Origin of the sequence: Aliiroseovarius marinus (genome assembly GCF_050881025.1) — a bacterium.
Taxonomy (GTDB): domain Bacteria; phylum Pseudomonadota; class Alphaproteobacteria; order Rhodobacterales; family Rhodobacteraceae; genus Aliiroseovarius; species Aliiroseovarius marinus_A.
Map to the genome: position 1 here is coordinate 284,830 of NZ_JBNNXQ010000001.1, position 11,632 is coordinate 296,461.

Here is an 11,632-nt window from a genome sequence, read left to right on the forward strand (position 1 = left end):
GATGGCATGCCCCATGCGGTTGCGCCCGCTAAGCGGTCGCGATGGTGTTGGAGGGTGTGGGCCTGCCCCGGGCGCCCGCCCACACCGCGACGCACCCGTTGCATTGCCAAATGCAAAAGGGAGCGGCGCAACACCACTCCCCTGCTGATCTTACATGGTGATCAATTGGCGGCTCAGCGCCCTTCGTAATTCGGGCTGCGTTTTTCCAAGAACGCCAATACGCCTTCTTTGAAATCCCGCGACTTGCCGCATTCACCCTGCAGGCGCGCCTCAAGCGCCAACTGCTCGTCCAGCGTGTTGTTCATGGACTGGCGCAGCGCCTTTTTGATGTTGCGATAGGACAGGGTCGGCCCTTTGGCCAACTGCTCTGCCCGCTTGCGCCATGTGGCCTCGAAGGCATCATCCGCGACGCATTCCCAGATCAACCCAAGGTCAGCCGCTTCCTGCGCTGGCATCTTTTCGGCGAACAATGCGGCCCCCATCGCTTTGGCAAAGCCCATCTGGCGCGGCATCCAATAGGTGCCACCTGCATCCGGGATCAGGCCGATACGCGAAAACGCCTGCATGAAGAAGGCGCTTTGCGTTGCAATGACCACATCTGCGGCCAGTGCGATATTTGCCCCGGCTCCAGCCGCCGCCCCGTTCACTGCCGAGATGGTCGGGATCGGGCTGTTGTAGATGGCCTGCAGAAGAGGTTCGTATTCGTCTTTCAGGGTGCGTTCCAGATCAACCTCGGCCGCATTGGCACGGTCACCAAGGTCCTGCCCAGAACAAAAGGCCCGGCCGGACCCGGTGATCACCAGCGCGCGCGCCTTTTCGCCCGCTTCTTTCACCGCATGCGCAATTTCCGCCCGCATCTGGGTGTTCAGCGCGTTCATGACATCAGCACGGTTCAGGGTCAGCACCGCCAGATCGTCGGTGATCTCAAGCGTGATTGTATCGTAGTCCATCTCGTCCTCCCGGAGTTTGGCGCAGTTTAACCGACCAGCTGGTCAGGTAAAGATGAACGCCCCGTCATTTTGTGAAATTCCCCATCACCACAGGGTCAGTCTTTCAAAAGCTCCTGAAGCCGCGCTTCTTCGTCCGCATTCAGTGCCCCGGCCCCATCCTTGGCATTGGAGCGACGACGCAGATACAAGCCCCCCGCCACAAGGGCTGCCAGAAACAGCGCAGGGCCAGCAGCCCAAAGCACCAGATTGGCACCAGAGGTGTTGGGCTTCATCAAAACGTATTCGCCATAGCGCTCGACCACAAAATCCACGACCTGCGTGTTGCTGTCGCCTTCTTGCAGGCGTTCGCGCACCAAAAGGCGCAGATCGCGGGCAATCGCGGCATTGCTTTCATCGATGTTTTCACCCCGGCACACCACGCAGCGCAGCTGGGCCGAGATGTCGCGCGCGCGCGTCTCCAGCGCCGGGTCATCCAACACCTCGTCGGGGTTTACAGCCATGGCCGGCGTGCCCAACAGGGCTGCGGCCACGCAAAGCGATCGGATCAGCTGTTTCATTCTGCGGGCACTCCTTGAGCACGGGATTTTGCAGCCCCGGCAGCCACGCGGAACCGGCGGTCTGTCAGGCTGATCATCCCCCCCAAAGCCATCAGAGCGGACCCAAACCAGATCCAGTTGGCGAAGGGTTTCAGGAAGGTGCGCACGGCAAAACCGCCGCCTTCCTGCGGGTCCCCGATGACCAGATAGATATCGGTCCAGAACCCGTTCGAAATCGCCGCCTCGGTGGTGGGCATGGCCTGCACCGGATAGACGCGTTTTTCGGGATAAAGCGTGGTGACATGGTTGCCATCGCGCGTCACCCGCATTTCAGCCTGCGTCGAGATATAGTTCGGCCCTTGTTCACGGCCGACCGCCACAAGGGTAATCTCGTAGCCCGCCACCGGGAAGGTCTCGCCCACGCGGGCCACGCGAATATCCTCGACCTCCCACGCCATCAGGCCGGAAATGCCCATGAAGGTGATCCCCAACCCGGCATGTGCAGCCAGTTTTCCCCAATCAGCGCGCGGCAGCCGGGTCAGGCGTGACAGACGTGCAGACGGCGTGCCGCGGCCTGTGCGGCTGGCAATGTCGATCAGCGCGCCTGCCACCAGCCACGTGCCCAGGAACATGCCAATCGGACCCAATGCGGATTTGCCCGACTGCATGGCCCAGACCAGCGCCAGAACGGCCACGGCCAGAACAGCCGCCGGGATCAGCTGTTTCGCCACCCGCCCGATCTTGGCGCGTTTCCATGGCAACATGGCACCGATCGGAAGGACCAGCGCCAGCACGACCATGAACGGGGTGAAGGCGGCCTCGAAGAAGGGGGCGCCGACGGAAATTTTGCGGCCAAACAACTCGCCGATCAACGGCCAGATGGTGCCTACGAACACCACGAAGGATGACACCGCCAGCAGGATGTTGTTCACCACCAAAGCGCTTTCGCGACTGACCATTCCAAAGACGCCCTTGGCCTCCATGGCGCTGGCGCGTGCGGTGAAAAGGATCAGCGCACCCCCGGTGAAGAAGGCCAGGATCATCAGGATGAACACACCGCGCTCGGGGTCAGTTGCAAAGGCGTGCACCGAGGTGATGACGCCCGAGCGAACGATGAATGTGCCAATCAGGGAGAAGCCAAAGGCCAAAATCGCCAGCAGAATTGTCCAGCTTTTCAGGCTTTCGCGTTTTTCGACCACGATGGCCGAATGCAGAAGCGCTGCGGCAAAGAGCCAAGGCATGAACGAGGCGTTCTCGACCGGGTCCCAGAACCAAAAGCCGCCCCAGCCCAGCTCGTAATAGGCCCACCAGCTGCCCAGCGCGATGCCAATGGTCAAAAACACCCAGGCCGCCAGCGTCCAGGGCCGCACCCAGCGCCCCCAAGCCGCATCAATCCGCCCTTCGATCAGCGCGGCAACGGCAAAGGAAAACGCCATCGAAAGGCCCACATAGCCCAGATAAAGGAATGGCGGGTGAAAGGCCAAACCGGGGTCTTGCAACAGCGGGTTCAGGTCACGCCCGTCAAAGGGCGGCTGAGCAAGGCGCAAAAACGGGTTCGAGGTGAACAGGACAAAGCCCAGAAACGCCACCGCAATGGAGCTTTGCACCGCCAGAACGCGCGCTTTCAACGTTTTGGGCAGGTTGTCGCCAAACCACGCCGCCATCGCGCCAAACAGCGTGACAATCAACACCCACAAATGCATCGAGCCTTCGTGGTTTCCCCAAACGCCCGATATTTTGTAAAGCATCGGTTTTGCGGAATGCGAGTTCAGCGTGACCAGCTTGACCGAGAAGTCCGAGGTCACAAACGCATAGGTCAGCGCCAGAAACGAGGCAAAGACCAGTAGAAACTGGGCCGTTGCCGCGGGCACGGCCATCTCCATCCAGCTGGTCCAGCCCTTATGTGCCCCAATCAGCGGCACAATCGTTTGCACGATGGCCACGCCAAACGCCAAGATCAGCGCAAAATGTCCGAGTTCTGTAATCATAGGCGCGACACTACAGGGAGTCGCGCCCCGCCTCTAGCCCTGCAATGCGCAGATTTGGCACATGCGGCAGCAGGTCACGGGAAGTTGACGGTCAGACCAACAGGTAAATCACCGTGGACACCACCACGGCCCCGAAAACAGGCAACAAGAACGCCGCCCCGTGCAGCCCGAAAGAGCGATGGATCACGCTGAAATGCAAAAGCGCACCGGAGAGGTAAAGCGCAAGGGGGGCAAAATGCAGCGGGCTTTCGGCCATGGCGGCAGGTTCTCCGGCCAGCGAAAAAATCCACCACCACCCAAGAACAAGGCTTGCCCCCGACCAGCTATAGGCCATGCCCAGCGCAAGCGGCGTTGCGCGTTGCAGGTAAAGCCACAGGAAGGTCAGCGAAATCATCAGGCCCATCAGGGTGATTGCCCCGTATCCGATCTGATAAATGGCGTCGTAACCGGCCACCAGATAACCCGCCTGCAACAGCACAGCCAAAACCATCATCAGCGCAAATGCTTGTTTCATTTCTGCAAGACCTCTCGCACAGTGGCGTCTAATTCGGCCACCGCATGTTCGTTTCGTTCAATTGCGCGCTTCAGGCGATCCCCGGTCATCAGGTCCCGAAGGCGCGTTTTCAGGCAGGATATCCAGCGTCTGATCATCCCCGCCCCCCGCCTGCTGGCAGGCGTTCACGGATGATCGTGGTGATTTCGATCAACACGGATGAGTTCTTGTCCAGAACCGCCCGCGTGGCCTGATCTTTCTGCAAATCGCGATACAGAAGATAGAACACCAACAGCACCCACGGGCCATGTTCCGCCACCAGTTTCAGGATCAGATCACTTGCCACGGCGCGCCTCCTGCCAGTCGCGCAGTGCGGGATTGCCCTGCACATCGACCTGCCCCTTTGGCGTGACCGCAGGGGCCTTGCGCACAACCGAACGGGCGGTTGTTTTTGCGGGTTCGGGTTTCGAGAGGTCTTGTTTGACGGGTGACACCGAAGCATCGGGCGTGACCGCAAGCGTGGCGGGGCCTGCGGGCGGTTGCTTTGCCTTGGGCTTTGAGATCAGCGCGCCTTTCGGCGCGGGCAGGTCTTCAGCTTGGCGTGACCGGGTTTGAAACTCCTGCGCCTGCGCCAAGGTCCGGGCAATCGAGCGCTGAACCTCCTGCCCTTTCACCTGATGGCGCGCGCCGAAATAGAAGCTGACAATCGCCCCCATCAGCCACCAAAGCGGTTCAGGCACAAGAGCCACACCCTCCATCCGGCTGGCGAACCAGACAGGGTTGGTCATGGCCGCCACAAACAAGCCCAGCGTGGACAGCGCCAACGCCGGGCGCGGAACACGGTTCAACCCATCCATGAACCGGTCAAACCGTCCCTTTCGCGCATGGGTGAACTCGGCCGCGTAAGCCGCGATCGAGGCCGCCCGCAGATCATAGTCCCGTGCCGAGGCGGCCTCGGCATTTTCGCGGAAAACCTCTGCTGTTTCGCGCACCACATTGCCGCCCGATCCAAAAATCGTGCTGAAAACGCTTCCCATCAACCCCATGCGCGTGTCCTTTCGCGATGTTGTGCCTCGGTCAAATGATATTTCGCCGACATGAATTCTTCGGCGCGGATGATCCAGCCGCCCTTACCCCCCGATCTGCGCCGGGCATATTTGCGCGAGGCCCGACGCCGGTCGGCGAGGCGGTAATAATAGTTACGGCGTTCAATCCCGTAGGCGTCCACAAGGTGATCGGGGGCAAGGCGCATCGCCGCATGGGCAATGCCAATGGTCTGAGGCCCAATCGCGCCATCCTGAGACAGCTCGAACCCCATCTTGGCAAAGAGCTTTTGCAACAGGCGCACCGCATTGCCACCCGCATTCACATACATGTCGAACACCGACGCCTGCAGCGGCTCGGGCAAGTCACCGATCCGTGGCTTGTGATAGTAATGCCTCAGGAAAATATCGCGCGCCTGCGCCCGTGTCAGACGTTTCACATCCGCGGGCGTCACCTTGCCATCCCCTGTCAGGTCCATGCCCAACCGGCGCATCGTATGGATGGTCACCCCGAAATTGGTCGCCCCGCCGGGGTCATCGGGGTCGTTCACATAGCCGCCCTCGCGGGCGACAATCTGGTCGGCAATCTGTGTAACGCTTTGCATCCGGGCCTTTCCCCGCATCTGAAATACGGGGACAAGGCTGGTTAAGAAGCGTTAAGAAGCGTTAAATCAAGAGGACGGCTCGACGTAAACGCCGCTTTCCTTCAGGCTGTCCACGACCTCTTTCGGCATGTAATCTTCGTCGTGTTTCGCAAGAATTTCAGAGGCTTCAAAGACGCCATTCACATAGGTTCCGGTGCCGATCATGCCCTGGTTTTCCCCAAACAGATCCGGCAACACGCCCGTGTAGCTGACAGGCACCGTTTCGGCCCCATCCGTCACTGAAAACGTCACGGTTTCCCCCTGCCCGCGCACGATTGTGCCCTCGGCCACCAGCCCGCCCATGCGGAACACCTCGTTGGTGGCCGGCGGTTCCGCGATCACTTCAGCAGGCGAGCGGTAATAGTTGATCCCGTCTTGCAGCGCATAGCCAATCAACCCCGTCGACAGCGCAAGCGCCACGAAGGCCAGGACGATGATCTGAACACGCCGGGTTTTCTTCAGGTTCTTCAGGCCAGCCATATCTGCTTCCTTTTCAATCTGTTACGGGCCGTCACGGAAAGACCGGTGGCATCATAAGCCCCGTGGTCTCGTCTTCGCCCAGCATCAGGTTTGCGTTTTGCATCGCCTGCCCGGACGAGCCTTTGCACAGGTTGTCCAAAGCCGACACCACCAATGCGCGACCGGGGATACGGTCGCCTGACACGCCAAGATGGCACTGGTTCGACCCCATCACCTGCCCCATACCGGGCAATTTTCCCTTGGGTAGCACGGTCACAAAGGGCTCGTCTTGATATTGCTCAACCAGAGCTGCGTGGATCGCTTGCGGATCGCCATCCACATAACAATCGGCCAGAATGCCCCGGTTCACCGGCACCAGATGCGGCATGAACTGGATGCGCACGTCCCGTCCCGCCAGCATCGAGAACTCCTGATCAAACTCGCCCAGATGACGGTGCGTGCCGCCCTGCGCATAGCCCAGAACATCGGTCGAGCGTTCGGCAAAGAGCATATTTTCCTTCAGCGCACGCCCCGCCCCCGAGATGCCGTTTTTCAGGTCGCAGATGATCCGGTCCAGATCAATCAAACCGCCAGAGATCAACGGGCGCAGCGCATATTGCACCGTGGCCGCATTGCAGCCAGTGCCCGCCACAAGCCGCGCGTTCCGGATGTCGTTGCGATAGAACTCGGTCAGCCCATAGACCGCCGATTTCTGCAATTCGGTCGCCACATGGGGGGCGCCATACCACTTTTCGTACTCGGCCGGGTCACGCAGACGGAAATCCGCGCCCAAATCCACCACTTTCACGCTTTCGGGCAGGTCGCGCACCAACGCCTGAGACAGCCCATGCGGCAGCGCTGCGAAGGCCAGATCCACGCTAGAGAAATCAATCTCGTCCATCTTCACAAGCTTTGGCAGCTCCAGATGGCGCAGATGCGGATAGACATCTGCCATGTCCTGCCCGGCCTTCCGGTCCGCAGACAAAGCGACGATCTTCATCGTCGGGTGGGTGGCAATCAGCCGGACCAGTTCGGCGCCGGTATAGCCGGACGCGCCCAGAATGGCGATGTTATGGGTCATCAAGACCTCCTCGAACGTTCGTCGATCAGAAATAGGGGGTTTGGTTGCGCGCTGCAATCACGCAGCGTCGAAAGTGATCTTTCGTCGCAGGAACTGGGTCGCACGGTTGGAGACTTGAACCGGGTCACCGGTGGTCAGAAATTTGCTTTCTGTCCCGCTCCCGCGCATGTCGGGATGCCGTTCCAGGTAATCGGCAAGGCTGTCGGCCACCAGATTGGCCTGGCTATAGACCTTTACATCTGCGCCCAATGCATCCTGAAATTCCGTTTCCATCAACGGGTAGTGAGTGCAGCCCAGAATGGCGGCTTCAGGTTTGGGCATCTTGCGTTTCAAGGCGTCCACATGGCTGCGCACAAGGGCATCAGCCAGGATCATATCGCCGTCTTCAATCGCATCGACCACACCGCCGCAGGCCTGTGCCTCGACATCCACGCCAATGGCGCGGAAGGCCAGTTCGCGTTGGAAGGCACGGCTCGAGACCGTCGCGGGCGTGGCAAACAGCGCCACATGTTTCACCGCCACTTCACGCGGCGGGGTGTTGTCCCCCCAGTCCCGTTCGGTCATCGCCTCGATCAGGGGCACGAAGACACCCAAAACGCGCTTGTCAGCGGGGATCCAGCTTTCCTGCATCCGGCGCAGCGCCGCCGCCGAGGCGGTGTTACACGCCAAGATCACAAGGTCACACCCCTGATCCCACAGCGCCGAAACCGCCGTTTTGGTCAGCTCGTAGATGTCATCGGCATCACGCACCCCGTAAGGCGCATGTGCACTGTCGGCATAATAGACGAAATCCACATCCGGCAGACGCTTTGCAACCGCGTCCAGAACCGTCAACCCGCCCAGACCGCTATCAAATACGCCAACTGCCATTGTCTTCATGCCTTCTGCCAGAACATTCCACGCCCCGCGCAGGCAGGGCATGGTCTAGGCATAGGTCTGTTTGCGACGGAAATCCATCGCCTATTTGTCACGCAGGCCTACTCGGCAGCTTGCGTGACCGGAGCCGTCCCGTCGAAGGCGGCCCAAAGTGCGGCGCGGCGGGTGGCGGCGGCCTCGACGCTGGCCTCTTTCACCGGGCCAAAACCGCGGATTGACAGGGGCAGCTCGGCGATTTCCAGCGCAACTGACAGGTTGTCGTCGCCCAGCCCGGCCAGCAGCCGGTCCAAATCCGCCTCATATTCCGCAATCAAAGCACGCTCGGTGACCCGTTCTGCCGTGCGCCCGAAAGGATCAAACGCGGTGCCCCGCAGCCCTTTCATCCGCGCCAGAAGCGGGGCTGCGCGCTCAAACCACGCCCCGAACGCACGTTTCTTCGGGCGGCCATTGGCATCCGCCCCGCCCAGCATTGGCGGCGCAAGGTGATAGGTCAGCTTCAGATCGCCATCAAACTCATCCTCTGCCTTGGCCCGGGTTTCACACAAAAGCCGCGCGACCTCGTATTCATCTTTATATGCCAAGAGCTTATGATAGCCTTTCGCCACAGCTTCCTGCAGCGCTTCGGGCATATTGGACACCTGCGTGCGATACTTTGTGGCCAGCGCGTTGCCTTGGAATTTCACCAGATGATCCGCGCGGAAATCGACGATTTCGGCCAGCGTCTTGGGCAGGTCAACCACCTCGGCCTCAAGGCATTTCGCGGCATCTGCCGGATGCTCAATCGCCCAGCGCCCCAGCTCGAACGCGTGCTTGTTGCGATCCACCGCCTGCCCGTTCAGCGTGATGGCCTGCATCAGCGCCTCATAGGTCAGGGGCACATAGCCCGCCTGCCAGCTGGCCCCCAAGATCATCATGTTTGAAAAGATGCTGTCACCCATCAAAACGCGCGCCAATTCGGTGGCATCAAACATCGCCAGACGGTCGCGCAGACGTGCCTCAAGCGACAGTTTCAGCTGATCGCCGGGAATGGTGAAATCCGTGTCGCGGGTGAACTCGCCGGTCACGGTTTCATGGCTGTCCACCACCGCGCCGGTGCGCCCCGTTTTGGTCAGGCCCAGCGTATTTGATTGCGCCGAGACCACAAGCTCGCAGCCAATAAGCGCATCGCATTCGCCGGTCGCCACGCGGATGGCCGAGATATCCTCGGGCTTTTCGGCAAGGCGCAGGTGCACGGTGACCGCGCCACCCTTTTGGGCCAGCCCGGCCATTTCCATCATGCCCGCCCCTTTGCCATCGATATGGGCGGCCTGCGCCATGACGGCGCCAATGGTCACAACCCCCGTGCCGCCAACCCCGGTGATCACCGTGTTGTAGGTGCCGTTGATCGCGGGCAATTTGGGCAGGGGCAGCTCGGGCAGATCAACCTCGGCCGTGGCGGCTTTCTTCAGCTTGGCCCCTTCGACGGTCACAAAGCTGGGGCAGAAGCCGTTCACGCAGCTGAAATCCTTGTTGCAGCTGGACTGGTCGACGGCGCGTTTGCGGCCCAGTTCCGTGTCGACGGGCACGATCGAGACGCAGTTTGACTGCACCCCGCAATCGCCGCAGCCTTCGCAAATATCGGTGTTGATGAAGACGCGCTTGTCGGGGTCCGGGAATAGGCCCCGCTTGCGGCGGCGGCGCTTTTCGGCGGCACAGGTCTGGATATAGAGGATGACGGACACACCTTTGATATCACGACATTTTCGCTCAACTGCCAGCAACTCGTCACGGGTGTGAAAATCAATACCTTTGGGGAACTGGGCCGGGTCCACATCCTCTTTGTCATCATAGACGACATAGAGGTGTTTCACCCCCATGGCTTGGACTTCGCGGGCAATGCGCGGGGCATCCAGATCGCCTTCGTTGTCCTGCCCACCGGTCATTGCGACCGCATCATTGTAAAGGATCTTGTAGGTGATATTGGCATCAGACGCCAAAGCCGCGCGGATCGCCATATTGCCCGAGTGGTTATAGGTGCCGTCGCCGAGGTTCTGGAACACGTGCTCGGTGGTGGAGAACGGCGCCTCGCCGATCCAGTTCACGCCCTCGCCCCCCATGTGGGTGAAGCCGACCGTGTTTCGGTCCATCCACTGCACCATATAGTGACAGCCGATCCCGGCATAGGCGCGGCTGCCCTCGGGCAGTTTGGTCGAGGTATTATGCGGGCAACCTGAGCAGAAATAGGGCAGACGCGCGGCCAGCGCCGGGGCATTGTCGGCGGCTTTCGCCTGAGCCAGCATATCCAGCCCCGCCTTGACGGCTTCCGTGCCGCGCCCCTCTTCGATCAGGATGGCGCCCAGTTTTTCGGCGATCATGATCGGGTCCAGCGCATAGCGTGTCGGGAACAGCTCGATCCGGCGGCCGTTTTCCCACTGATCGCCCTTGTGCCAGCCATAGACACGGCGACCCCGGCGGTCGTCGAAAATGGCTTCCTTGATCTGCACTTCGATGAGCTTGCGCTTTTCTTCGACCACCACGATCAGGTCCAGCCCTTCGGCCCATTCATGGAACGAGGTCATGTCCAGCGGGAAGGTCTGGCCGATTTTGTAGGTGGTGATGCCCAACCGTTCGGCCTCGGCTTCATCAATACCCAGAAGGTTCAGGGCATGCACAAGGTCGAGCCAGTTTTTGCCAGCAGCAACAAAGCCGATCTTGGCCCCCGGCTTGCCCCACATGCGATTGTCGATCCGGTTGGCGCGGGCGTAAGCCTCTGCGGCGAAACGCTTATAGTCGATCATCCGCGCCTCTTGCAGCACCGGCTGATCGCCCACGCGGATGTTCAGCCCGCCCTCGGGCATGTCGAAATCGGGCGTGACCAGCTGCATACGATCCACGCGTCCGTCGATCACGCTTGTCGCCTCGACCGTGTCTTTCATCACCTTCAGGCCGGCCCAGACACCGGCAAAACGGCTGAGCCCGTAGCCATAGATGCCGAAATCGAGGATTTCCTGCACACCCGCCGGGCTGAGAACCGGGATATAGGCATCCACCATGGCCCAGTCGGATTGGTGCAACACGGTCGAGCTTTCACCCGTGTGGTCATCGCCCATGGCCATCAATACACCGCCATGCGGGCTGGTGCCGGCCATGTTGGCGTGGCGCATCACATCTCCCGTGCGATCCACCCCCGGCCCCTTGCCGTACCACAGGCCGAAAACACCATCATGCGCCCCTTCGCCGCGCAGCTCTGCCTGCTGGCTGCCCCACAGCGCCGTGGCCGCGAGGTCTTCGTTCAGGCCGGGGTGAAACTTGATGTCATTGGGCGCAAGCACTTTCTTGGCGCGATCCATCCACAGATCCACTGCCCCAACCGGAGAACCACGATAGCCCGTCACATAGCCCGCCGTGTCCAGCCCCGCGCGCCGGTCTCGCTCTTTTTGGGTCAGCATCAGGCGCACAAGCGCCTGCGTGCCATTCAACAGAACCTGCTCTTTAGACAGGTCAAACCGATCGTTCAGGGTGATTTCCGGCTTGCTCATGACGCACCTCCCAATACGTGACACATGCTTGCGTGCTGGCATCA

12 protein-coding genes are annotated in these 11,632 nt (G+C 60.7%); all 12 read right to left on the reverse strand.

Going from position 1 to position 11,632, the window contains the following annotated elements:
- Window positions 1–173 precede the first annotated feature (173 nt).
- The 12 genes from ACRY08_RS01285 to ACRY08_RS01340 all read right to left on the reverse strand — a co-directional run bounded on the left by ACRY08_RS01285 (window position 174) and on the right by ACRY08_RS01340 (window position 11,588).
- Window positions 174–950 (reverse strand): enoyl-CoA hydratase-related protein, encoded by a 777-nt coding sequence (locus ACRY08_RS01285; RefSeq protein ID WP_432448001.1) that lies wholly within the window; start codon window positions 948–950, stop codon window positions 174–176.
- Between the two features lie 95 nt (window positions 951–1,045).
- Complete coding sequence (locus tag ACRY08_RS01290; RefSeq protein WP_432448002.1) at window positions 1,046–1,507, reverse strand: cytochrome c-type biogenesis protein; 462 nt, start codon at window positions 1,505–1,507, stop codon at window positions 1,046–1,048.
- The gene (locus ACRY08_RS01295; protein WP_432448003.1) at window positions 1,504–3,474 is read right to left on the reverse strand and encodes a heme lyase CcmF/NrfE family subunit; all 1,971 of its coding nucleotides are present in this window, start codon (window positions 3,472–3,474) and stop codon (window positions 1,504–1,506) included. The genes ACRY08_RS01290 and ACRY08_RS01295 overlap by 4 nt, the downstream gene beginning before the upstream one ends.
- A gap of 91 nt (window positions 3,475–3,565) precedes the next feature.
- Entirely contained in the window at window positions 3,566–3,988 is a 423-nt protein-coding gene (locus tag ACRY08_RS01300) for a hypothetical protein (RefSeq protein WP_432448004.1), read from the reverse strand.
- On the reverse strand, window positions 3,985–4,125 hold the full coding sequence (locus ACRY08_RS01305; protein ID WP_432448005.1) for a hypothetical protein: 141 nt from the start codon (window positions 4,123–4,125) through the stop codon (window positions 3,985–3,987). The genes ACRY08_RS01300 and ACRY08_RS01305 overlap by 4 nt, the downstream gene beginning before the upstream one ends.
- Window positions 4,122–4,313 (reverse strand): hypothetical protein, encoded by a 192-nt coding sequence (locus ACRY08_RS01310; RefSeq protein WP_432448006.1) that lies wholly within the window; start codon window positions 4,311–4,313, stop codon window positions 4,122–4,124. The genes ACRY08_RS01305 and ACRY08_RS01310 overlap by 4 nt, the downstream gene beginning before the upstream one ends.
- The gene (locus ACRY08_RS01315) at window positions 4,303–5,013 is read right to left on the reverse strand and encodes a holin family protein (protein ID WP_432448007.1); all 711 of its coding nucleotides are present in this window, start codon (window positions 5,011–5,013) and stop codon (window positions 4,303–4,305) included. Before ACRY08_RS01315 ends, ACRY08_RS01310 begins: the two co-directional genes overlap by 11 nt.
- The gene (locus ACRY08_RS01320) at window positions 5,004–5,615 is read right to left on the reverse strand and encodes a holin-associated N-acetylmuramidase (protein WP_432448008.1); all 612 of its coding nucleotides are present in this window, start codon (window positions 5,613–5,615) and stop codon (window positions 5,004–5,006) included. The genes ACRY08_RS01315 and ACRY08_RS01320 overlap by 10 nt, the downstream gene beginning before the upstream one ends.
- Before the next feature lie 66 nt (window positions 5,616–5,681).
- Window positions 5,682–6,125, reverse strand: coding sequence for a cytochrome c maturation protein CcmE (ccmE, locus tag ACRY08_RS01325; protein ID WP_432448830.1), 444 nt, complete (start codon window positions 6,123–6,125; stop codon window positions 5,682–5,684).
- A gap of 40 nt (window positions 6,126–6,165) precedes the next feature.
- A complete protein-coding gene (gene argC, locus ACRY08_RS01330) occupies window positions 6,166–7,194 on the reverse strand; it encodes an N-acetyl-gamma-glutamyl-phosphate reductase (protein WP_432448009.1) in 1,029 nt (342 codons plus the stop codon).
- Window positions 7,195–7,251: 57 nt separating this feature from the next.
- The gene (gene murI / locus ACRY08_RS01335) at window positions 7,252–8,064 is read right to left on the reverse strand and encodes a glutamate racemase (RefSeq protein WP_432448831.1); all 813 of its coding nucleotides are present in this window, start codon (window positions 8,062–8,064) and stop codon (window positions 7,252–7,254) included.
- A 107-nt stretch (window positions 8,065–8,171) separates the two neighbouring features.
- On the reverse strand, window positions 8,172–11,588 hold the full coding sequence (locus ACRY08_RS01340; RefSeq protein ID WP_432448010.1) for an indolepyruvate ferredoxin oxidoreductase family protein: 3,417 nt from the start codon (window positions 11,586–11,588) through the stop codon (window positions 8,172–8,174).
- Window positions 11,589–11,632 lie beyond the last annotated feature (44 nt).